Annotated in this window: 18 protein-coding genes, 1 tRNA gene and 1 riboswitch; of the genes, 15 read left to right on the forward strand and 4 right to left on the reverse strand. The window is 66.1% G+C overall.

Annotated elements, in window-relative coordinates; translation table 11 throughout:
* Positions 1–8: 8 nt before the first annotated feature.
* From QO058_RS12125 to QO058_RS12170, 10 genes are all read left to right on the forward strand, one after another.
* Complete coding sequence (locus QO058_RS12125; protein WP_284172284.1) at positions 9–905, forward strand: hypothetical protein; 897 nt, start codon at positions 9–11, stop codon at positions 903–905.
* Positions 906–962: 57 nt separating this feature from the next.
* A riboswitch (cobalamin riboswitch) is annotated at positions 963–1,159 on the forward strand.
* A gap of 120 nt (positions 1,160–1,279) precedes the next feature.
* On the forward strand, positions 1,280–3,223 hold the full coding sequence (locus tag QO058_RS12130; RefSeq protein WP_284172285.1) for a TonB-dependent receptor plug domain-containing protein: 1,944 nt from the start codon (positions 1,280–1,282) through the stop codon (positions 3,221–3,223).
* Positions 3,220–4,080: an ABC transporter substrate-binding protein gene (locus QO058_RS12135; protein ID WP_284172286.1), complete on the forward strand. Its 861-nt coding sequence runs from the start codon at positions 3,220–3,222 to the stop codon at positions 4,078–4,080. Before QO058_RS12130 ends, QO058_RS12135 begins: the two co-directional genes overlap by 4 nt.
* Before the next feature lie 35 nt (positions 4,081–4,115).
* The gene (locus QO058_RS12140) at positions 4,116–5,102 is read left to right on the forward strand and encodes a FecCD family ABC transporter permease (protein WP_284172875.1); all 987 of its coding nucleotides are present in this window, start codon (positions 4,116–4,118) and stop codon (positions 5,100–5,102) included.
* Positions 5,102–5,893 carry an ABC transporter ATP-binding protein gene (locus QO058_RS12145; RefSeq protein ID WP_284172287.1) on the forward strand — a complete coding sequence of 264 codons (792 nt, stop codon included), beginning with the start codon at positions 5,102–5,104 and terminating at the stop codon, positions 5,891–5,893. The genes QO058_RS12140 and QO058_RS12145 overlap by 1 nt, the downstream gene beginning before the upstream one ends.
* Complete coding sequence (locus QO058_RS12150; RefSeq protein WP_284172288.1) at positions 5,890–6,897, forward strand: DUF6925 family protein; 1,008 nt, start codon at positions 5,890–5,892, stop codon at positions 6,895–6,897. The genes QO058_RS12145 and QO058_RS12150 overlap by 4 nt, the downstream gene beginning before the upstream one ends.
* Positions 6,898–6,985: 88 nt before the next feature.
* On the forward strand, positions 6,986–8,593 hold the full coding sequence (locus QO058_RS12155) for an FMN-binding glutamate synthase family protein (RefSeq protein WP_284172289.1): 1,608 nt from the start codon (positions 6,986–6,988) through the stop codon (positions 8,591–8,593).
* Positions 8,594–8,756: 163 nt separating this feature from the next.
* Complete coding sequence (locus QO058_RS12160) at positions 8,757–9,917, forward strand: efflux RND transporter periplasmic adaptor subunit (protein WP_284172290.1); 1,161 nt, start codon at positions 8,757–8,759, stop codon at positions 9,915–9,917.
* Positions 9,918–9,921: 4 nt separating this feature from the next.
* Positions 9,922–13,056 (forward strand): efflux RND transporter permease subunit, encoded by a 3,135-nt coding sequence (locus QO058_RS12165; protein WP_284172291.1) that lies wholly within the window; start codon positions 9,922–9,924, stop codon positions 13,054–13,056.
* Positions 13,057–13,213: 157 nt separating this feature from the next.
* Positions 13,214–13,618, forward strand: a complete 405-nt coding sequence (locus QO058_RS12170) for a baeRF12 domain-containing protein (protein WP_284172292.1) — start codon at positions 13,214–13,216, stop codon at positions 13,616–13,618.
* Between the two features lie 181 nt (positions 13,619–13,799).
* On the opposite strand, the gene QO058_RS12175 is transcribed toward QO058_RS12170, so the two are convergent.
* The 3 genes from QO058_RS12175 to QO058_RS12185 form a co-directional block, all read right to left on the reverse strand.
* The gene (locus tag QO058_RS12175) at positions 13,800–14,609 is read right to left on the reverse strand and encodes an enoyl-CoA hydratase (RefSeq protein ID WP_284172293.1); all 810 of its coding nucleotides are present in this window, start codon (positions 14,607–14,609) and stop codon (positions 13,800–13,802) included.
* A gap of 14 nt (positions 14,610–14,623) precedes the next feature.
* Positions 14,624–15,409 carry an enoyl-CoA hydratase gene (locus QO058_RS12180; protein ID WP_284172294.1) on the reverse strand — a complete coding sequence of 262 codons (786 nt, stop codon included), beginning with the start codon at positions 15,407–15,409 and terminating at the stop codon, positions 14,624–14,626.
* Between the two features lie 93 nt (positions 15,410–15,502).
* A complete protein-coding gene (locus QO058_RS12185; RefSeq protein ID WP_284172295.1) occupies positions 15,503–16,699 on the reverse strand; it encodes a CaiB/BaiF CoA transferase family protein in 1,197 nt (398 codons plus the stop codon).
* A 99-nt stretch (positions 16,700–16,798) separates the two neighbouring features.
* Between QO058_RS12185 and QO058_RS12190 the strand changes: the two genes are divergently transcribed.
* The 5 genes from QO058_RS12190 (at position 16,799) to QO058_RS12210 (ending at position 21,020) form a co-directional block, all read left to right on the forward strand.
* Positions 16,799–17,491, forward strand: coding sequence for an FCD domain-containing protein (locus QO058_RS12190; protein ID WP_284172296.1), 693 nt, complete (start codon positions 16,799–16,801; stop codon positions 17,489–17,491).
* A 57-nt stretch (positions 17,492–17,548) separates the two neighbouring features.
* On the forward strand, positions 17,549–18,517 hold the full coding sequence (locus QO058_RS12195) for a Bug family tripartite tricarboxylate transporter substrate binding protein (RefSeq protein WP_284172297.1): 969 nt from the start codon (positions 17,549–17,551) through the stop codon (positions 18,515–18,517).
* 86 nt (positions 18,518–18,603) lie between these two features.
* Positions 18,604–19,068, forward strand: a complete 465-nt coding sequence (locus tag QO058_RS12200) for a tripartite tricarboxylate transporter TctB family protein (RefSeq protein WP_284172298.1) — start codon at positions 18,604–18,606, stop codon at positions 19,066–19,068.
* Between the two features lie 54 nt (positions 19,069–19,122).
* Positions 19,123–20,628, forward strand: a complete 1,506-nt coding sequence (locus tag QO058_RS12205; RefSeq protein ID WP_284172299.1) for a tripartite tricarboxylate transporter permease — start codon at positions 19,123–19,125, stop codon at positions 20,626–20,628.
* A gap of 315 nt (positions 20,629–20,943) precedes the next feature.
* A tRNA-Arg gene (locus QO058_RS12210) sits at positions 20,944–21,020 on the forward strand.
* Between the two features lie 31 nt (positions 21,021–21,051).
* Here QO058_RS12210 and QO058_RS12215 read toward each other — a convergent pair.
* Positions 21,052–21,723 carry a hypothetical protein gene (locus QO058_RS12215; RefSeq protein WP_284172300.1) on the reverse strand — a complete coding sequence of 224 codons (672 nt, stop codon included), beginning with the start codon at positions 21,721–21,723 and terminating at the stop codon, positions 21,052–21,054.
* Positions 21,724–22,008: the final 285 nt, after the last annotated feature.

Raw genomic sequence — 22,008 nt, forward strand, 5'->3', positions numbered from 1 at the left:
CGCCAGTCATGCTCAAGCCCGCCGCCTTCGCCCTTGCCGTCTCCAGCCTGCTCTCGCCGGCGCTTGCTGCCGATCTTCCCTCGCGCAAGGGCGCGCCGGTTGCTCCGCCCGTGCTCTCCGCCTGTACCGAGAGCGAGGGCATCCCGACCGACGCCTTCGGCTTCACCACTGGTTCGGACGTCGCCGAAGTCGGCTCCTTCGGCGCTAGTCTGACCTATGGCGGCGGCTTCGGCGTCCGCGACGGCCGCCAGGCCGCGCACGGCCTCCAGCTCCAGGGCTCCTACGGCCTCTTCCCCTGCTTCGAGATCGGCCCCTATCTGCTCGGCGGCTATACCGACGCCACCATCGCGGGCACGGGCGCCGACAGCCGCAGCTTCGGTGCCGGCGTCGAGATAAAGTACCGCCTGCTCGGACGCGATTTGCACGGCATCGGCCTGACCGTCGTCGTCGACCCAAGCTTCAACCGCAACGACCCGAGCGGCGCCGGCAACTTCACCACCTACAACACCGGCATCCGCATTTTCGCCGACAAGACACTGGTCCCCGGCAAGCTCTACGCCGCGCTCAACCTCTCGCACGACCTGACCTGGACGGGTCCCAGCCCCTATCTGCGCTCCTCGACCTTCACGGTCGGCGGCTCGCTCGCCTGGCAGCTGATCGACGGGCTCTATCTCAGCGGTGAAGTCCGTCATCAGCGCCGCCAGAACGAGCTCGGCTTCGGCGATAACGCGGGCTACGCCACTTTCGCCGGCCCCGGCATCTTCTGGCAGGCGACCAAGCAATTCGCCATCTCGGCGGCCTACAATGTCCAGATCGCCGGCAAGGCCAAGGGCGTGCCGGGCGATCTCGACATCACCAATTTCAGCCAGCATCTGGTCAAGGTGAAAGCCGCCTACAGCTTCTGAACGGCCCATTCGAGGGCACCATCGGCCGGCCGAATTGACCCCGCCGCATTTCCGCCCTAGTCGTTAACGCGACGGTTCCCTCACGGGATCAAAAGGGAACGCAGTGCGGGTGGTTCGCCACCTCATGCTGCGGCTGCCCCCGCAACTGTAAGCGGCGAGCCTTTCGCCATACGCCACTGGGACCTCGGCCCTGGGAAGGCGGTGAAAGGCGGTGACCCGCGAGCCAGGAGACCTGCCGTCAGCCGTGGTCACACGCGAACACATCGGCCGGGGTGCGCTGATGGGTGGTAGAGCCATGCGCCCCCGGTTTCGGGAGCGGGTGGGGACATCTCGTTCGCGGTGACGTGCCACTGACGTTACCGCCGAGGTTTCCCGTGTTCCGTTTGCCAAAGCCCGCCAAGAGCGGGCGTTCGCGCCTTGCCCTCTCCCTGCTTGCCGCTTCGACCACGCTGATATCGCCCTCTGCACTGGCGCAATCGGGCGAGAAGCCAATCGCGCTCGACGAGCTCGTCGTCAGCCCGACCGGCGTGCCGACCCCGGCCAGGGAAATCGCCAGCTCCGTCACCGTCGTCACCGCGCAGGAGATCGAACGCCAGCAGCGCCGCACCCTGCCCCAGGCGCTCGCCGCAGTGCCCGGCCTCAACCTCGTCCAGACCGGCGGCCCGGGCGGGCTGACCTCGGTCTTCATGCGCGGCGCCAACTCCAACCACGTCAAGGTGCTGATCGACGGCATCGAGGTGAACGACCCCTCGACGCCGAACCGCTCCTTCGATTTCGGCCAGATGCTGACCGCCGACATCGAGCGGATCGAGGTGCTGCGCGGCCCGCAGAGCGGCCTCTATGGCGCCAATGCGCTGGGCGGCGTCATCTCCATCATCAGCAAGCGCGGCGAAGGCCCGCCGAAAGTCACGGGCTCGGTCGAGGCCGGCTCTCACGGCACCTTCAACCAGAGCATCGGGCTCAGCGGCGGCGATGACCGCTTCGACTATGCTTTCGGCATCAGTCATTTCCGTGCTGATTCGACGCCGGTGACGCCGCCGGAGCTCGTGCCCGCCGGCAGGCGGCGCAACCCCAATTCCTATGACAACTGGAGCTATTCCGCCCGCCTCGGCGCCCGCCTGACCGACACGCTGAGCGTCAACTGGGTCGGCCGCTATATCGACGGGCAGTTGCTGTTCACCAATGATTCCGGCTTCCCAAGCCTGCCGGATGCCTTCCGCTCCAGTCAGAACTACCGTCAGGCTTTCACCCGCGGCGAGATCGTCTGGGATCCGCTCGACGGGCGCTTCGTCAACCGCTTCGGCGTCTCCTACAGCAACCAGGATCGCTCCAACCGCCGGCCGAACGCCGCAGGCATCCTCGGTTTGCCCAGCGAGAACCTCGGCGAGCGCATCAAATACGACTGGCGCGGCGACCTGAAGCTCACCCAGAGCCAGACCCTGATGATGGGCCTGCAATATGAGAACGAGCGCTTCGACACGCCCAACAAGACGGTCTCGAACGGCAACAGGGGCGCCTTCGTCGAATTGCAATCGAACTGGACCGACCGCTTCTTCACCGTCGCCAACATCCGCTACGATGACGACGACAAGTTCGGCGGTCACACCACCTATCGCATCGCACCGGTCCTCATCGTGCCAGGCAGCGAAACCAAGCTGAAGGCGAGCTACGGCACCGGCTTCAAGGCGCCGACGCTGAGCGAACGCTTCAGCGATTCCCGCCCGGCCTTCAACTTCTACGGCAACCCGGCCCTCAAGCCGGAGGAAAGCCGCGGCTGGGATGTCGGCTTCGAGCAGCCGCTGCTGAACGGGCAGCTGAATGTCGGTGCGACGTACTTCCACAACGACATCGACAACCTGATCCTGACCAACGCCGCGCGCACCTCCTATACGAATATCGGGCGCGCCACGACCAAGGGCGTCGAGGCCTTCGCGGCGCTCGAGCTGACGCCTCAGTTCAAGGTCAGGGCCGACTACACCTTCACGCTCGCCAAGGACGAGACCGCGCGCCAGGAACTGCTGCGCCGGCCGCGACACAAGCTCAGCGTTACCGCGAGCTGGATGCCGATCGAGAAGCTGACGCTGTCGGCGACGCTGATCTATCTCGGCGAACGCATGGACGGGAATCGCGACTTCTCGATTGCGCGCCTGCGCGCTCCGGGAGCCGCGATCGTCAACCTCGCCGCCGACTACAAGGTCGACGAGCGTTTCACCGTGTTCGGCCGCGTCGATAACCTGTTCGACAAGCGCTACGAGAACCCTGTCGGCTTCCTGGTACCGGGCCTCAGCGCCTTCGGCGGGATCAGGATGAGCCTGTGAGGCGACTGGCCGCCCTCGCGCTCGGTCTCTGGCTGGCGGCGTCCGGCGGCCTCGCCAGCGCGGACGATGCGCCGGCGAAGCCGCAGCGCATCGTCTCGCTCAACATGTGCACCGACGAGCTGGTGCTGCGGCTGGCATCACCGAAGCACGTCGCCTCGGTGACCTGGCTGTCGCAGGACCCGCGCAACGCCAATATGGCTGCGCGCGCCCTCGTCATTCCCGCCAATCACGGGCTGGTCGAGGAGGTGCTGGCGTACAAGCCCGACCTCGTCGTCGCCGGCGCCTATACGACGCGCTCGACCGTCGCGCTGCTGAAGCGCGTAGGCGTGCCCGTCCGCGAGTTCGGCGTGCCGGGTACCCTCGCCGAGATGCGCGCGCAGATCCGCGACATGGCCAAGCTCCTCGGCGAGCAGCAGAACGGCGAAGCCCTGATCGCCGGGATCGATGCGCGGCTCGCGGCGCTGGCCGACCGCCCTCGCCCCACGAATCGGCGCGCGATCGTGCTGCGCCCGAACGGCTTCACCACCGGGCGCGGCTCGCTCGTCGACGAGATCTTGACGGCAGCGGGGCTGACCAACCTCGCCGCCGAGCTCGGCATCGACAATTACGGCCAGATCGCGCTCGAGACTGTCGCGTTGGGGCAGGCCGATATCCTGATCCTCAACACCACGCCCGACGGCCCGCCTTCGCTGGCGCATGAGATCCTGCATCATCCCATCCTCGCCCGGCTCGGCGACCGGCTGAAACTCGTCGCCTTGCCGTCGAAGCTCTGGACCTGCGCCGGTCCGGCGGTGATCGACGCGATCGAATTGCTGCTCGATGCGGCAGCGCCGACGCCGACCGGAAGCCGACCATGAGCACCGCGGCCATGCCATCATCCGCATCCGACAGGATGTCCTATTGGCGCCTCGTCGCCCTCCTGTCTGCCGCCACGCTCGCCATGACCGTGCTGTCGCTCGCGGTCGGCTATGCCCGGCTCGATATCTTCGCCGCGCTCAGTGACTGGATCGCCGGCCGACAGAGCCTGCCTGCGCTCGTGCTCGTCGAATTGCGCCTGCCGCGCGCCATCCTCGGTGCTCTCGTCGGCTTCAGCCTCGGCCTCGCCGGCGCGGCGATGCAGGGCCTGCTGCGCAACCCGCTGGCAGAGCCCGGCATCGTCGGCATCTCCAGTGCCGCCGCATTCGGCGCGGTCACGGTGTTCTATTCCGGTTTCGCCGGCGCCTTCGCGCTCGCTCTGCCGCTTGGCGGCATCGCCGGGGCGCTGCTCGCGGTGCTGATGCTCTTTGCCCTCAACGGTCGCGGCGCCGGTACGATGACGCTGATCCTCGCTGGCGTCGCGATCAACAGCTTCGCCGGGGCGATGACCTCGCTCGCACTCAACCTCGCGCCCAATCCTTATGCCGCGCTGGAGATCGTGTTTTGGCTGATGGGCTCGCTCGCCGATCGCAGCCTGATCCATGTCTGGCTGGTGCTGCCGCTGATGCTTGTCGGCTGGGCCCTGCTCCTCTCCAGTGCGCCGGCGCTCGACGGGCTGACGCTCGGCGAGGACACAGCGCGCAGCCTCGGTTTCGACCTGACCTGGCTGCGGGTGCGGCTTATCGGCGGTGCAGCTCTCGCCGTCGGCAGCGCTGTCGCCGTCACCGGGGCGATCGGCTTCGTCGGCCTCGTCGTGCCACATCTCCTGCGCCCTCTGGTCGGCCACAAGCCCGGCCGGCTCCTGCTGGTCAGCGGCTTCGGCGGTGCAATCCTCTTACTGGCTGCCGACACGGCACTGCGGCTGATGCCGATCCGGCCCGAGCTCAAGCTCGGCGTCGTCACCGCCTTGATCGGTGCGCCCTTCCTGTTCAGCCTGATCCAGCGCCTGCGGCGGGAGGCGTGATGCGTATCGAAGCGAACGGCATTGCGATCGCCTTCGACGGCAAGCCAATCCTCACCGGGATCGACCTTACGCTGCGCCCCGGCGAGCTCGTCGGCCTGATCGGAGCCAACGGTGCCGGCAAGACCACCTTGCTGCGCATCCTCGCCGACCTGCTGCCATCAGCGGCGGGCACGGTGCTCTATGATGGCAAGCCCGCAAGAACCCTGGGACGCCGCGCCCTCGCGCAGCGGCTCGCCTTCCTCGCCCAGGGCGGCAGCGTGCAATGGCAGATGCGGGCGGAGGCCGTCGTCGCGCTCGGGCGCCTGCCGCATCGCCGCCCCTTCGCCGATCTCAGCGAAACCGACCAGACCGCGATCAGCAATGCCTTCGCCGCGACCGACGCGACCGCCTTCCGCGAGCGCAGCCTCGACAGCCTCTCCGGCGGAGAGCGCATGCGCGTGCTGCTGGCGCGGGCATTGGCGGTCGAGGCGGAGATGCTGCTCGCCGACGAGCCGCTGGTCGGGCTCGACCCGCGCCATCAGCTCGAGGCGATGGCGCTGTTCCGGCGCATCGCCGCCGCCGGCACCGGCGTCGTCGTCGTGCTGCACGACCTCTCGCTCGCCGGGCGCTTCTGCGACCGGCTCGCCCTCCTCGCTGGCGGACGGATCCTTGCGGACGGGCCGCCCGCCGCCGTGCTCGACGACGGCAATCTTGCCCGCGCCTTCGGCATCGAGGTCGCACGCGGCGAGCGCGGCGGCGAACAATTCGTCCTGCCCTGGCAGGCTCTGAACCATGGAGAATCCCGCCGATGACGGCAGACGACGTGACCGGCCTGATCCGCGACGAGCTCGCTACCGTGACGACGCAGTGGAATCTCGGCACTTTCGGCGCCATCGCCGAATTCCTGCGCGATCCCGGTGAGCCGGTCGAACTCGGCGATGGAAAGAGCCGGCTCTTCGCCGTCACCGATCGCGGCGGCATCGGTTTCGATGATCTCTCGCAGGTGAAGCCTTTCGCCTCGGAGACCGCCGTCGGCCAGGGCTGGAGCCATCGCGTCGCGCTCTGTCTGCCGGAAGCGGCCTGCGCAATGAACCGGCGCAGCGTCCTGACCGAGCTCGGTCCCGACGCGGCAGCGCTGCGGCCGCAGGACCGTGCCGGCATCCTCTTCGACATGGGGCTCGGCACGCTGCAGGTCGACATCTGCATCCGCACCAACGATCCCGCGCTGGTCGCGACCTTGCGCTCCATCGCCGGCAGGAGCCTGTTCGAAGCCGGCAATCCGGCGATGGGAGCAATCGTGGCCAAGGGACCGCATCGTGTCTTCATCACGCGGGCCGGCCGCTGCGAGGTCTACCAGCCGATCCCACCCGCCGACGGCAAGGGCCCGGAGGGGCCGCATACCCATGTGCTACCGCAATTGCTGCGCAGCGGACGCACCCATGCGGCGACCGAGCCGGTTCCGGAGGGCTGGGTGCCTGTCGCCCATCTCGTACCGGCCCATCCGCTCAAGGACGCGATGGCCCGGCCGAGGCCATGGGATGCCGCGGCGCATGAGCGCTTTCAGGCGCTACTCGCCGCCACCGGCGATCCCGAGCTCACGGCACTGAAGCAGCGGCTTCTGGAGGCGATCCGCTCCGGCTCGGACCCAGCCGGTTTTCGGGAGCCGGCGAACAAGTTCGCTCGCCACACCGTTCGGGTCGCACTCCGGCAATTGCGGGCAGCTTCTACGCTGCCCGGCCTGTCGCGCTGGCTCGAAGCCTTCGACCGGCAGGAACCGGCGAGCGAAGACGGCGCCGACGCCTATGGGCATGCCTAGCCGGCAGGGTCGGCCGCTCTTCTGACCGGTCGTCTTTCGAATCTGTCGAAGCTAGAAGAAGGGAACCTCGTTCGGACAGGTGTCGGATATGACGTTGCGACTGAGCCGGTTCACCACGCTCGTCTTCTGCCTTCTGGTTGCGCTCATCGCGGTTCCGCTGGCCTTCAGTTATCACTGGCTCTGGCTGCCCGGCCTGCTGGCGACGGTGTTGGCCTTGCTCGGGCTCTGGGACCTCGCCCAGAGCGAGCACGCGATCCGGCGCAACTATCCGGTGATTGGCCATATCCGCTGGTTCGCCGAGCTGGTCCGGCCCGAACTGCGCCAATACCTGTTCGAGGCGGACGAGGAAGCTGCGCCATTCTCGCGCTCGCAGCGCTCGCTGGTCTATCGCCGCGCCAAGAACCTCGCCGGCGATCACCCGTTCGGCACGCTGCTCGACGTCTATCGCGAGGGCTACGAGTTCATCGGCCATTCGACCCGGCCGGCGCCGGTCTCCGACCCCGAGAGCTTCCGCATCACCATCGGCAACGACCAGTGCCGCCAGCCCTATTCGGCGTCGGTCTTCAACATCTCGGCGATGAGCTTCGGCTCGCTCTCGGCCAATGCGATCCGGGCGCTCAACACCGGCGCCCGCCTCGGCCGCTTCAGCCACGACACCGGCGAGGGCAGCATCAGCCCCTATCACCGCGAAGGTGGCGGCGACATCGTCTGGGAGGTGGCCAGCGGCTATTTCGGCTGCCGCGACGATGAGGGCCGCTTTGATCCCGAGCGCTTCGCCCGACAGGCCGTCGACGCGCAGGTCAAGATGATCGAGATCAAGCTGAGCCAGGGCGCCAAGCCCGGCCATGGCGGCATCCTGCCGGCGCCGAAGGTTACGCCCGAGATCGCGGCGACGCGTGGCGTGCCGGTCGGGCGCGACTGCATCTCGCCGCCGAGCCACAGTGCCTTCTCGACCCCGCTCGAGATGATGGCCTTCATCGCGCAATTGCGCGAGCTCTCGGGCGGCAAGCCCGTCGGCTTCAAGCTCTGCCTCGGCCACCCATGGGAGTTCATGGGCATGGTCAAGGCGATGCTGGAGAGCGGCATCGTGCCCGACTTCATCGTCATCGACGGCGCCGAGGGCGGCACCGGCGCCGCCCCTGTCGAGTTCAGCGACCATATCGGCCTGCCGATGCGCGAGGGCCTGCTCTTCGTCCACAATGTGCTGGTCGGCGCGGGCTTGCGCGACAGGATCAAGATCGGCGTGGCCGGGCGCATCGTCAGCGCCTTCGACATCGCCAGCGTGCTCGCGATAGGCGCCGACTGGGCCAATGCGGCGCGGGGCTTCATGTTCGCACTCGGGTGCGTCCAGTCCCTGTCCTGCAACACCAATCGCTGCCCGACCGGCGTCGCCACCCAGGATGCCGTCCGCCAACGCGCGCTGGTCGTGCCGGACAAAGCGCAGCGCGTCCACCGCTTCCACGCCAACACGCTGCACGCGCTGGCCGACATGCTGGCGGCCGCCGGCCTGACCCATCCCGAAGAGCTCGGCCCGCACCATCTCGTCCGCCGCGTCAGCGCCACCGAGATCCGGCTCTTCTCCGACCTTCATGTCTTCCTCGAGCCCGGCGAGTTGGTGAGCGGGCACTGCGAGCACGCCTTCTATCGCCGCAACTGGGATCTCGCCCGCGCCGACAGTTTCGACAGATTGTCGTGAACAGGTTCACGCAAGAACAAGAAAAAACATCCGGCCCGGAGTGCAGGTCCGTAACAAGACCGTAGCCTTCCCGGCAGAAAGTGCACAGTATCGACGCGGGATAGAGTTGCGCGTGCTGCAGTTGGCGATCGCGGCCGAGCGAGGCGGCGAAGAGGAGTGGCCTATGTCTGAGCGTTCACGGATGGCGCGTCTGAAGCGGATCTCTTCGGCCTTGCATCTCCCCGTCATGGCGTTCGCAGCCGCCTTCGTCTTCGGACCGGAGACAAGCGCCCTCGCCCAACAGCCTGCGCCCGCAGCCGTCCCGGTCGGCACCGTCACCGCCGAGAAGCGCGCGATCACGCAATCAGCCGATTTCGTCGGGCGCATCGAAGCCGTCAACCGCGTCGACATCCGCGCCCGCGTCACCGGCTATCTCGAGGACGTTCTGTTCAAGGATGGCGCGACCGTCACCGAGGGCACGCCGCTCTTCCGCATCGAGCGCCCGCCGTTCGAAGCGGCCGTCGAGCAGGCGCAGGGCGCGCTGGAGCGGGCCCAGGGCACCCTGCAGAACGCCAGCCTGCAGCGCCAGCGCGCCGAGGACCTGCTGCGCACCAGCGCCGGTTCGGTCGCGATCCGCGACCAGCGCGTCGCCGAGGAAAAGGGTGCGCAGGGCGACGAGACCACTGCCGCCGCCAATCTGAAGACCGCACAGATCAACCTCGGCTACACCGAGATCAAGGCGCCGATCTCCGGCCGCATCGGCCGGACGAAGCTGACCAAGGGCAATGTCGTCGGGCCCGATAGCGGCGTGCTGGCGCAGATCGTCAGCGACGATCCGATGTACGTCACCTTCCCGGTCAGCCAGCGCGAATTCCTGGCGCTGAAGACGAACCGGCTGCCGGCCGACGGCGCCGCCCCGCTCGTCAGTCTCAAATTCTCGGACGGCTCGACCTATGACCAGAAGGGCCGCGTCGACTTCGTCGACGTCTCGGTCGAGCGCGCCACCGATACCGTGCTGGTGCGCGCCACCCTGCCCAACCCGACAGGCAAGCTCCTCGACGGCACGCTGGTGCGCGTCGCCGTCCAGGCCGACAAGAGCGAGGAGAAGGTGCTGGTTCCACAATCGGCGCTGATCGCCGACCAGCAGGGTTCCTATGTCTTCGCGGTCGAGGACGGCAAGGCGGTGGCCAAACGCGTCAAAGTCGGCGCCGAGGCGGGTGCCTATGTCGTGATAGATCAAGGGCTCGCCGGCAACGAGCAGATCATCATCCAGGGCCTGCAGAACCTCCGGCCCGGCGTGCCGGTGCTGGCTTCGCCCGTGACCCCGCCGGTCGGCCGGAGCTGAGCCGATGTTGAGCTCCGTCTTCGTCGACCGCCCGCGGCTGTCCATCGTCATTGCGCTCATCACGACAATCGCCGGGTTGATCTCGCTCTTCGCCATCCCGGTGGCGCAGTATCCCGACATCGTGCCGCCGCAGATCTCGGTACGGGCCTCCTACCCGGGCGCCTCGGCTGCCGTGGTCGAGCAGACCGTGGCCCAGCCAATCGAGGCCCAGATCGTCGGCACCGACAAGATGCTCTACATGAAGAGCGTCAGCGGCAATGACGGCAGCTATTCGCTGCAGGTCTCGTTCGAGCTCGGCACCAACCCCGACATCAACAACGTCAACGTCAACAACCGCGTGCAGCTCGCTTTGTCCAAGCTACCGCAGGAGGTCCAGCGCAGCGGCGTCGTCGTCAAGAAGCAGTCCTCGGCCCTGCTCGGCGTCATCGCCGTCTATGCGCCCAAGGGCAATTACGACACGCTCTTCGTCTCGAACTACGTCACGATCAACCTGCTCGACGCGATCAAGTCCACCACCGGCGTCGGCGATGCCGCGCTGTTCGGCGCGCAGGATTACGCCATCAGGGCCTGGGTCCGCACCGACAGCCTGACCGGCCTCAACCTCACAACCGGCGACATCATCGCCGCCATCCAGGGCCAGAACGCACAAGCCGCTGTCGGGCGCATCGGTGCGCGCCCGATCTCGGACGACCAGCAACTGCAGCTCAACATCCAGACCAAGGGTCGCCTGACCTCGCCGGAGGAGTTCGGCAAGATCGTGCTGCGCACCAACGCCGACGGTTCGGTGCTGCGGCTCTCGGACGTAGCTCGCCTCGAACTCGGCGCCGCCAATCTCGACCGCGACACCAGGCTGAACGGCGGCCCGGCCGTGCTGATCGGCGTCTACCAGGCACCCGGCGCCAACGCCCTCACTGCCCTCGACGCGGTCAAGAAGACGATCGGCGACCTCGAGAAATCCTTCCCCGATGGCCTCGCCTGGAAGGTCACCTACGACCCGACCGCCTTCGTCACCGCCACGATCCACGAGGTGCAGAAGACGCTGATCGAGGCCTTCGTCCTCGTCGTCCTCGTCGTCTATCTGTTCCTCGGCAATCTGCGGGCGACGCTGATCCCGACCATCGCCGTGCCGGTGAGCCTGGTCGGCGCCTTCATCGTGCTCAACGCCATCGGCTATTCCGCCAACACCGTCTCGCTGCTCGCCGTGGTTCTCGCCATCGGCATCGTCGTCGACGACGCGATCGTCGTCATCGAGAATGTCGAGCGCGTGATGGAGGAGCACCCCGAGCTGACGCCGGCCGAGGCGACGAAGCGCGCCATGGGCGAGATCGTCGCCCCGATCATCGCGATCACGCTGGTGCTGCTCTCGGTCTTCGTGCCGGTCGCCTTCATCCCTGGCATCTCCGGCGAGCTCTTCCGGCAGTTCGCTGTCACCGTCGCGGTCGCGATGGTGCTGTCCGCCATCAACGCGCTGACCCTGTCGCCGGCGCTCTGCGCCATCCTGCTGAAGCCTCACCATGGGCCGCGGCGAGGGCCGATCGGCTATGTCATGCGCGGCATCGACTGGACGCGCGACCGCTACGGCTCCGCCGTGGCGCGTCTCGTGCGCGTCGCGCTCATCAGCATCGCCCTGACCGCAGCCTTCGGCGCCGGCATCTATGCGATGGGACGGATCACCCCCACCGGCTTCCTGCCGGAGGACGACCAGGGCGCCTTCTTCGTCGTCGCCCAGTTGCCTGACGGCGCCTCGATCGGGCGTACGTCGACCCTCGCCACCGAAGTCGAGGCCATCCTGAAGACGGAGAAGGCGATCGCGGATTATTCCACGGTCATCGGCCTCAACTTCATCGACAACTATTCCCAGCCCAATGCCGGCTTCTTCGTGGTGACGCTGAAGCCGTTCGACGAGCGCAAAAGCGCGGAGGATTCGGCTTCGGCGGTCATCGCCCGGCTCGCGCAGAAATTCCGTTCGGTGCGCGACGGTAACGTCGTTCCGGTCGCGCCCCCGCCGATCATCGGCCTCGGCAGCGGCGGCGGCTTCAGCTATGTCCTGATGGACATGGGCTCGTCCGATCCCAAGGCGCTCGGCCAAGCACTGCGCGGCCTCACCGTTGCCGCCAATCAGGACCCGCAATTGCGGCGGGTGTTCTCGACCTTCTCCGACTCGGCGCCCTCGATCTATCTCGACATCGACCGCGACAAGGTCCAGATTCTCGGCGTCGCACTGAGCGACGTCTTCCAGGCCCTGCAGGCCTCGCTCGGCGGCTACTACGTCAACGACATGAATCTGTTCGGCCGAACCTGGCAGGTCCAGGTCCAGGCCGAGGGCACCGATCGCGCCTCCGTCAACGACATCTACCGCATCAATGTCCGCAGCAAATCCGGCGACATGGTGCCGCTGCGTAGCTTCGTTGAGGCCAAGGTTGTCGTCGGCCCGCAAGCGCTGATCCGTTACAACAACCGCCTCGCAGTGACGCTGCAGGGCTCGCCCGCCCCGGGCGTCTCCTCCGGCCAGGCGCTGAAGGCGATGGAGACGGTCGCGGCCAAGACGCTGTCCCAGGGCTATCGCGGCGAATGGACAGATGTCTCCTTCCAGGAGAAGCGGGCCGAGGGACAAACGGGGATGATCCTCGCCTTCGCGCTGCTCTTCGCCTACCTCTTCCTGGTCGCGCTCTATGAAAGCTGGACCATCCCTGTGCCGGTGCTGCTCTCGGTGGCGGTCGCTGTGCTCGGTGCCTTCGTCGCGATCGTCATCGCCGGGTTGACGCTCGACCTCTATGCCCAGATCGGCATCGTCGTGCTGATCGGCCTCGCCGCCAAGAACGGCATCCTGATCGTCGAGTTCGCCAAGGAACTGCGCGAGAAGGGACACCCGCTCCTGCATGCGGCGACGGAAGGCGCGCGGCTACGCTTCCGCCCGGTGATGATGACGTCCTTCGCCTTCATCCTCGGCCTGCTGCCGCTCGTCATCGCCGAAGGGCCGTCAAAACTCGCCAGGCGCGATGTCGGCACGCCCGTCTTCGGCGGCATGCTGTTCGCGTCCTTCCTCGGTATCTTCGTGATCCCGGCGCTCTATGTCGTCTTCCAGGGATTGCGCGAGCGCCTGCGGCCATCGACCCGGCCCAAGGAGGAGCAGGTCTAAAACCCGACATGAGGCGCGCCTCGGTGGAACGATACGCTCTCTGTCTGGTTTGACTTTGACCCAGGTGAAGCTCTCCGGTCCTCGGGCTCCGTCCCACGATCGTCCGCACACGCTGCCGCTTCACGTCTGGGAAGATCGTCTGCTTGAGGAGACACTGATGCAGCTACCACATGGTGCCGTTGTCGCGCTGGTCGATGGGAAGCATTTCGAGCTTCATCGCAACAGCGGAGACGAAGCGAGCCCAATTCTCTCATCGATGGCGTCGCCCGATCTGGACGAGAGCAATAAGGGTGGGGGCGCTGGACGGGACTCGAGTTCTGCCAATCCGACAGGCCACCAGATCGATGAGGATGCCCACGCTGCCGCTGCAACCGAATGGCTTAATCAGCAGGTCCTCGGCCACAAGATTCAGAAGCTGATCATTGTCGCTTCGCCGCGGACCCTGGGCGAGATGCGAAGGCATTATCACAAGCAGCTCGAAGTCGCCCTCGTGGCGGACCTATCGAAGGATCTGATTGGAACGAGCGGACCCGATCTTATGGCAGCTCTTCAAGCCGCCTGAGCCGGTTCATGGCGTCGGCGCGACTTTTGGGTCACGCCGACGCTCACCCTGAACAGACTCTGACCGTCATTCGATGTCGGTTCAGTCCGGCCGAACTTGTCTCAATTGTCGCGGCCGCCACCGAGGTGGCCTCTTCGGAGCGCTTTCGACGCTTCTTGCCGGAGGTATCGGTGGGATCGCCCTAAGGATGCTTTCCAGAGAATGACGGCGCCCGCTTCTCGAGGAACGCATTCATGCCTTCCCTGAAATCGTCGCTCATATAGCACATCAGGATCAGGCGATCGCCCTCGTCACGCGGGATCGCAGGTCTGAGACGGCGCAGCGCCTGCTTCGTTGCCTGCAGCGTCAGCGGCGCATGCCCGGCGACGAGGCGCGCCAGTTCCTGCGCACGAGGCATGACGTCGGCAGGCTCAGCCACCACTTCGCTGACGAGTCCGATCGAGAGCGCCTCCGGTGCCTCGAACAGCCGCGCCGTGAAAATCAGCTCCTTCAGCCGCGCGGTCCCGAGCAGCTCGGCGAAGCGGGCGTAGTTGGACATCGACAGGCAGTTGCCGAGCGTGCGGGCGATCGGGAAGCCGAACCTGGAATTGCTTGCCGCGATGCGCAGGTCGCAGCTGCCAGCAATCGCCGCTCCGCCACCGGTGCAGGCGCCGGCGATCGCCGCAATGGTCGGCGCGCGGCAGGTCTCCAGCGCGCCGAGCACGCGGTCGATGCGTGCCTCGTAGCCAAGCGCGTCTTCCGGGGTGCTGAACGCGCGGAACTGCGCGATGTCGGTGCCCGCAGCGAAGGCCCGCCCACCGGCGCCGGTGAGGATCACCGCCCGGATCGAGGTGTCGGCATTCACCGTCTCGCAAATCTCGACGAGCCGCTCATACATCTCGAATGTGAAGGCGTTGCGGGCTTCGGGGCGGTTGAAGGTGACCGTCGCGATGCCGTCCGCAACGTCGTAGAGGATCGTCGGCGCAACTTCCGTCTTGGCGCTGTCGGACATCGTCGTTCCCTCGCTCAGCGTCCCTTGAAGTTCGGCTTGCGCTTCTCGGCGAAGGCGAGCCGGCCTTCGGCATAGTCCTCGCTGTCGAAGCAGGCTTTCACCAGCCTGTCGCAGAGAGCGAGATCGCGGTCCGCCTCGTCCTTCAGCGCCTCGTTCACGATCTGCTTGATCGCCGTCACGGTCAGCGGCGCATTGCCGGCAATGGTGCGGGCATAGTCGGTGACATAAATTTCGAGCTCGGTTTGGGGAACGATGCGGTTGGCCAACCCCATGGCCCGCGCTTCCTCGGCATCGAACTGGCGGGCCGTGAAGAAGATCTCCTTGGCAAAGGAGGGCCGCACCACCTCCATCAGCCGTCGGATGCGGGCATAACCGTAGCCGAGGCCGAGCTTGGCAGCGGGAATGGCGAACTTAGCCGTCTCGCTGCAGATGCGCAGATCGCAACAGACCGCCAGGTTCGCGCCACCGCCGATGCAATAGCCCTGGATCATCGCGATGGTCGGCTTCTCGATGGCGCGCAGTGCGCTGTAGGTGCCCTCCGTCGCGTCCTCATAGCGCTTGACCGCCGCTTCCTGGGCGCGCTCGTCGTCGAATTTTGAGATGTCTGCGCCGGAGACGAAGGATTTCTCGCCCGCCCCACGCACCACCACGACCCGCACCTCCGGATCGGCCCGGAAATCGGCGATGATCCTGATCGCAGCCTCCCACATCTCCAGCGAGACGGCGTTGTGGCGCTCAGGATTGTTGAAGACCAGCCAGCCGATACCATCGGCTTTGCGGGCGATCATCTTGTCGGTCATCGATGAAAATCCTGACTGTGGTGGCTTCGGTTAGAGCGTTTTCGAGCGAAGTGGACACCGGTTCGCGTGAAGAAAACGCGGCAAAACAAGAGCCTAGATCGTGCCATTGGCGTGGAAGGCGGCGATCTCGGCAGGCGAGAAGCCGATCTCGCCCAGGATCTCGTCGGATTGCTCGCCCTGTTCCGGTGGCGGCACGCAAATCGAGCTCGGCGTGTCGCTGAGCTGGACCGGCTGGCCCACAAGTGTGATGTCGCGAGCGAGCGCGGGCGAATGGATGCTCTGCGCAATTCCCACATGCTGGACCTGCGGGTCGGCAAAGACCTCGTCGATGCTGTTGATCGGGCCGCAGGGAACGCCGACCTCGCTGAAGCGCGCGATCCAGTAGCTGCCATTCTGCGTCTTGAGGATCGCGTTGATCTCCTGACCCAGCGCGTCGCGGTTGCGGGAGCGCAGCGTCGCAGTGGCGTAATCCGGATGTGTGATCAGGTCGGCGCGGTCGACCGAGCGGCAGAAGCGCTCCCAGATCGCCTGTCCGGTCGCGGCGATATTGATATGCCCGTCGGCCGTCTGGAAGACGCCGGTAGGGATGCTGGTCGGGTGGTTGTTGCCGGCCTGCTTGGGGACGTCGCCATCCATCAGCCAGCGCGCCGCCTGGAAATCGAGCATCGCAATCTGGGCCTGGAGCAGTGAGGTCTGGACCCACTGGCCCTTGCCGGTTTCCTCGCGCGCCAGGAGCGCGACCATGATGCCGAGCGAGCAGTAAAGTCCGGCCGTCAGGTCGGCCACCGGGATGCCGACGCGCACCGGCCCCTGCCCGGGCAGGCCGGTGATCGACATCAACCCGCCAAGGCCCTGCGCGATCTGGTCGAAGCCGGGCCGCGCCGCATAGGGCCCGTCCTGCCCGAAGCCCGAAATGCTGGCATAGACGAGGCGCGGGTTGAGCGCGGCCAGCTGCTCATAGGCGATGCCAAGGCGATGCTTCACATCGGGGCGATAGTTCTCGACGATCACGTCGGCCTTTTCGACAAGCCTGTGCAGGATCGCCTTGCCCTCCTCCGATTTGAGATTGAGCGTCAGGCTGCGCTTGTTGCGATGCAGGTTCTGGAAATCGGGACCATGGCGCGGACCGCCCGGCCCTTCGCCCGGCTCAAGCTCCGGCGGCGTCTCGATCTTGATGACGTTCGCACCCCAGTCGGCGAGCTGACGCACAGCGGTCGGTCCGGACCTGACACGGGTGAGATCAAGCACTGTGAAGCGGGACAGTGCTCGTGAGGCGGGTTTGAAAGGCATGGCCTTCTCCTTCGCCGCAACCTGCCGAGCAGGATGCAAACTGTCAACAATGTTTCGCCAACTGTTGACAGTTGCGTTTTGCGGGTCAACGATCAGGCCATGAACGACGTGATGTCAGCCATCGCCCAGCGCCGCACGCAGACCTTGACCGATATCGTCCAGCACGAGATCGAGCGCATGATCCTGAGCGGCGAGCTTGAGGCCGGCGAGCGCATCAACGAGCAGGCGCTGGCTGTCCGCCTTGGCGTCAGCCGCGGGCCGATCCGCGAGGCGACGCGCGGGCTGGTCCGCTCCGGACTGCTCAACTCGGTCGTCAATCTCGGCGTGTTCGTCCGCCAGATTCCGGACGACGAGGCCAACGAGATCTACGATGTGCGCGCCGTCGTCTTCGGTTTCGTCTGCCAGAGACTGGCGGGGCTGATCACGCCGGAACAGCTCGCGGCGCTGTCGGGGCTGATCGCAGAGATGGACGACGCCATCGAGCGGGACGACGGGGCAAACTACTACCGCCTCAACCTCGCATTCCACGATGCCATCCTGGACTTCGCCGCTCATGGCCGCGCCAGGCAGACCTATGAAGCGCTGATCAAGGAGACCCATCTCCTGCGTCAGAGCGCGCTCAGCGCGGCGCCGCGCATGCGCGAATCCAATGCCGAGCACAAGGCGATCGTCGCGGCCATGGCTGCCGGCGATGCCGATCGCGCTCGCCTGCTCGCCGAAGATCACGCTCATGGCGGCAAGCGCCGCTGGCTGCTCTCGCGGCAGGAAGCTGAGGAGCGCAAGGAGACCTGAATACGAGACGGGAACGAGCCCGAATGGGCCGGCCCAGCAACGGAGGAGGAAACGACTATGCCAGCACACCAGAAGACGTGCCTTGCGCTGGGCTTCGGCCTCGCTGTCCTGGCCGCGGGAGCAGTCCAGGCCCAGGAGGCGTTTCCGTCCAAGCCGATCGAGGTCGTCACCCATGCCGGTGTCGGCGGCGGCACGGACATCACCGCCCGCATGATGATGGTCCAGGCGCCCGCCGCCTTGAAGACCGAGCTCGTGGTCGCCAACAAGACCGGCGGCAGCGGATCGGCCTCGTTCGGATATGCCGCTTCCCGTCCCAAGGACGGCCACACCATCATGCTGATCACGCAGACCCATCTGCTGACCTTGCTGCAAGGCAAGGGCGGGACGGTAAAGGTCGGCGATCTCGTCGGCATCGCCCGCGCCACCGAGGACCCGCAGGTCCTGATGGTCGGGGCTAACAGCCCCTACAAGACGGCGCAGGACTTCATCGCCGCCGCCAAGACCAAGTCCATGAAGTTCGGCACCACGCAGATCGGCAGCGTCGACCACATCGCCGTCGTCGGCTTCGCGGAGAAGGCCGGCCTCTGGAAGCCGATCGTCGTGCCCTTCCGCGGCGGCGGTGACATCGTCGTCAACCTCGTTGGCGGCAATCTCGACGGCGCGCTGCTGAACTACGCCGAAGCCGAATCGCAGATAAAGGCGAACGAGGTCCGGGCGCTGATCGTCTTCGCCAAGAGCAAGATGGACTCGCTGCCGCAGACCCCGACGGCAGCCGAGATCGGCATCCCGGCAGTCTATTCGACGACGCGCGGCTTCGCCGTCCTGAAAGGCACGCCGGAAGACCGGATCAAGCTGCTGGAAGAAGGCCTGGTCAAGTCGATGCAGGGCAAGATCTACCAGGATTACCTGAAGAGCTCTGGTCAGTCCGAGGGCAGCGTCGTTGGCCGCGCCGACTGGCAGGCGGAGATCGACGAATTCCTGAAAACCGGCGACGCCGCGCTGACCTCGCTTGGGATCAAGAAATGATGACCCGGCAGCTTCCGTCGCCGGCAACCACGCTTGCAGCGTCGACGACGGAGGCTGGCGACGAAACATCCACCTCGGCCGGGCCCGTGCCTGACCGTGTCCACCCGGATGTCGTGACCGGCCTCGTCATCATTGCGCTATGCCTCGCGGTCTGGGGCCTGACACTGGCCTTCGACGATGTGCCCGCGGCGATCTCCACGGGCATGGGTCCGGCGACTTTTCCGCGGCTTGTGCTCGGCGTCATCATCGTACTGGCCTGCTGGCTTGCCCTGACCGCCAGCAGCCGCTGCCAGCCGGAGATCGAGGCGGTGCATCCGATGGTCTACGCCACGACGGCCGCGCTCGGCGGCGTGATGGCGGCCATGGCCATGTTCGGGATCCACGGCGCGGTCGTCGCATCCGTCATCGGCATCGGGCGTCTCTGGGGCGAGCGGCGGTTGCTGCTGCTGGCGACGATCGCCGTCGGCATGTCGCTCTCTCTCCATTTCGCCTTCGTGCGCGGCTTTGGCATCGGCCTGCCCCGCGGACTTCTCCAGACCTGGCTGAGCTGAGCAGCCCGCGCATCGCGCCTGCCAGAGCGTTGCGCAACCTACGACGAGGATCAGATGGACGCTTTTCTCGCCGGCATGGCGATCCTCGCCGACCCCTACATGGTCGGCATCATCCTCGCGGGAACGGTGCTGGGCGTCATCGTCGGCGCGCTGCCCGGCCTCAGCGGCAGCACGACGGCGGCGCTTCTGCTGCCGATCACCATCACGATGAGCCCGGTTGCCAGCATCGCCTTTCTCGGCGCTATCTATTGCGCCGCCAATTTCGGCGGCTCGATCACTGCCATCCTGATCAACACGCCCGGTGATCCCTCAGCCTCGGCGACGGCCTATGACGGCTATCCGATGGCGCGGCGCGGCGAAGCCGGGCGAGCCCTCGGCATGTCGACGATCGCCAGCGCGATCGGCGGCATTTTCAGCGTCTTCGTGCTGATCGTCGCGGCCCCGCTGCTGGCGAAGGCGGCCTACAGTTTCGGCCCTCCTGAATATTTCGCGCTCGCGATCTTCGGCCTGTCGATGCTGGCTGCCGTCGGCAGCTCGACGGGCCTCAAGAACCTGATGGTCGGAGCCTTCGGCGTGCTGCTGGCGACGATCGGGCTGGACCTGATGACAGGCGTCGACCGCTTCACCTTCGGCGTGCCGGAACTGAGCGAGGGTCTCGGGCTGGTGCCGGTGCTCACCGGCCTGTTCGCGATCAGCGAATTGCTGGTGCAGGTCGGCCGACTGCAGATTATTCCCGAACGGCTCGGCCTCAGCGCGATGAAGCTGCCCTCCATGGCCGATTATCGCAAATGCGCCAAGGCGATCGGCCTGTCGAGCGTGCTGGGCACCTTCATCGGCATCCTGCCGGCGCTGGGAGCGACCACCGCCGCCCTGATCTCCTATAACGAGACCAGGCGCTGGTCGAAATACAAGGACGAGTTCGGCAAGGGCTCGATCGAGGGCATCGCCGGCCCCGAGGCCGCCAACAACGCCGCCGTCGGCGGCAGCATGGTGCCCACGCTGGCGCTCGGCATCCCGGGCAGCGCGACAACGGCAATCATTCTCGCCGGCCTGATCGTGCAGGGCGTGCGGCCCGGCCCGCATCTGTTCAACGAGCAGCCGACCCTGCTTTATGCCGTCTTCGCCTCGATGCTGGCCTCGAACCTGATCTATGTCGTCCTCGGCCTGTTCGCCGCCAAGCTCTTTGCCAGGATCACGTTGATCCCCGATGCCATCCTGTGGCCAGGCGTGCTGGTTTTCGCGATCGTCGGCGCCTACGGCCCCAACCAGTCGCTGGTCGATGTCTGGGTCATGCTCAGCTTCGGCGTGATCGGCTATGTGATGCGCCGCTACGGATTCTCGCCGGCGCCGCTGGTGATGGGCCTGGTGCTCGGCACCATGGTCGAGGAGACGTTGAAGCAGTCCTTGCTGATCTTCGACCACAACTGGCTGCTGTTCTTTACCCGGCCGATCGTGGTCGCCCTGTTCGTGGTGACGGCGTTGAGCGTGTGCGCGCCCTGGCTGGCGCGGGCAATCAGGGGCGCGACGAAATCGGCGCGCCTGCGTGCCGCCGAGAAATGACCGCGTAGCGGCTGACGCCGGCCCAGGGCCGACAGTCGATCAGCCGGCGCAAAGTCTGTGCTGAGCCGCCAACTCCCTGCGGACGAAGTTCGCAAGCTCGCCGCCTCGAATGCTTCTATTGCCATGCGGATCGCAGTGCAGGCGATCACTACGCATCGAATTGTTCGACGATCTACCGCTCGCTGATGAGCAGCCACGGCCGCGGCGCGCCCGGCATGATTCGAATGATTGACCTTTGCCGCCTCGAGCTTTGCTCGGTCGCAAATTCCCTCGTTGCCGAAGCAGCTGGGATCAGCTATCCAGCCTTCACGGTTTGCGCCCGTAGCTCAGCTGGATAGAGCGTTGCCCTCCGAAGGCAAAGGTCACACGTTCGAATCGTGTCGGGCGCGCCATTTCACAGTCGACGATTCGAACTGTCCTCGCTCAGCCCCTATGACCATTCAGCATGTAATCAGCCAGGCTGTAGCAATGGCTTGCCTGATACGCGTTCCGGCCCCGGTTCATGTGGGTCAGGTTGAACGCCCGGATGGCCCGCAACGCATCACGCGCCGCGAGGAATTTGCCGATCGAGGAGAAGCCCCGGACCTTGATGCCGAAAATGTCCTGGCCGCGGGGAAAAAAATAGCTGACATCTTCCGGCGTCATCACGCAGCGCTCGAGGAAAGCGTCATCCACCTGGCCCTGATCGAGCGAATGGTCCGTGGTGAAATCGGAAAGATGCACCAGAAATAGCGCGCGGATGCCCTCGCCGTCCGCATAGAGCGAGAAAAGCTCCATCCAGCTCGCATTGACGCGAACGAGCGCTTTGCCCGGAGTCGACGGCAGACAGGAAACAGACCAGTAATGCCGCTCGGTCCGGCGCGGGATCGGGATGCAGTCGCTGCCGTATCGGCGGAGAATGTCCAGGAGCTCATGCGCCTGCGGCCGGCGCAGCAGCTTCCCTAACCGCGCGACGTATTTGAGACGCAGTTCCAGGGACTCCGAGCGCTCGTCGGCGTCGCGCAGGGTCGTCTCGCCCTGCATCCAATCGCGCTGCTGCTGGAGATCCAGAAATCGACGCAGACCGGTGGTGCTTGGGCGGTGAGTCGCACTCATGTCGGCCCAGTCAGTTCGGATGGGCTATCGGCAATTCGATCGATAGACCGCTCGAATATCACAGTGCTCCAGGCAATAGGTAATTCTCAGTTTCATCTACATTGCGGCGCGAGTGTCGTTTGATCGGCGTCGTCCGCGTGCGTGATCGCGCCTGCGCGAGCGGGATTGGAGCGCGACACGCCGCTTCGTGCACCGCGATTGGGGTTTCACGAAGCCGGAGGTGGGAGGTGGGAGATAGCATTATCGTTGCCGTGTATTGCATTTTTTGTCGTTATTATACATACA

Origin of the sequence: Bosea vestrisii, assembly GCF_030144325.1 — a bacterium.
GTDB lineage: Bacteria > Pseudomonadota > Alphaproteobacteria > Rhizobiales > Beijerinckiaceae > Allobosea > Allobosea vestrisii_A.

Bases quoted from the DNA above. Each gene is read 5' to 3' on its own strand.
- QO058_RS12170 (WP_284172292.1), top strand. From the start codon at position 13,214: ATGCAGCTACCACATGGTGCCGTTGTCGCGCTGGTCGATGGGAAGCAT.
- QO058_RS12145 (WP_284172287.1), top strand. From the start codon at position 5,102: ATGCGTATCGAAGCGAACGGCATTGCGATCGCCTTCGACGGCAAGCCA.
- QO058_RS12180 (WP_284172294.1), bottom strand. From the start codon at position 15,409: ATGACCGACAAGATGATCGCCCGCAAAGCCGATGGTATCGGCTGGCTG.
- QO058_RS12205 (WP_284172299.1), top strand. From the start codon at position 19,123: ATGGACGCTTTTCTCGCCGGCATGGCGATCCTCGCCGACCCCTACATG.
- QO058_RS12155 (WP_284172289.1), top strand. From the start codon at position 6,986: ATGACGTTGCGACTGAGCCGGTTCACCACGCTCGTCTTCTGCCTTCTG.
- QO058_RS12195 (WP_284172297.1), top strand. From the start codon at position 17,549: ATGCCAGCACACCAGAAGACGTGCCTTGCGCTGGGCTTCGGCCTCGCT.
- QO058_RS12185 (WP_284172295.1), bottom strand. From the start codon at position 16,699: ATGCCTTTCAAACCCGCCTCACGAGCACTGTCCCGCTTCACAGTGCTT.
- QO058_RS12140 (WP_284172875.1), top strand. From the start codon at position 4,116: ATGTCCTATTGGCGCCTCGTCGCCCTCCTGTCTGCCGCCACGCTCGCC.
- QO058_RS12215 (WP_284172300.1), bottom strand. From the start codon at position 21,723: ATGAGTGCGACTCACCGCCCAAGCACCACCGGTCTGCGTCGATTTCTG.
- QO058_RS12150 (WP_284172288.1), top strand. From the start codon at position 5,890: ATGACGGCAGACGACGTGACCGGCCTGATCCGCGACGAGCTCGCTACC.
- QO058_RS12165 (WP_284172291.1), top strand. From the start codon at position 9,922: ATGTTGAGCTCCGTCTTCGTCGACCGCCCGCGGCTGTCCATCGTCATT.
- QO058_RS12160 (WP_284172290.1), top strand. From the start codon at position 8,757: ATGTCTGAGCGTTCACGGATGGCGCGTCTGAAGCGGATCTCTTCGGCC.
- QO058_RS12190 (WP_284172296.1), top strand. From the start codon at position 16,799: ATGAACGACGTGATGTCAGCCATCGCCCAGCGCCGCACGCAGACCTTG.
- QO058_RS12125 (WP_284172284.1), top strand. From the start codon at position 9: ATGCTCAAGCCCGCCGCCTTCGCCCTTGCCGTCTCCAGCCTGCTCTCG.
- QO058_RS12175 (WP_284172293.1), bottom strand. From the start codon at position 14,609: ATGTCCGACAGCGCCAAGACGGAAGTTGCGCCGACGATCCTCTACGAC.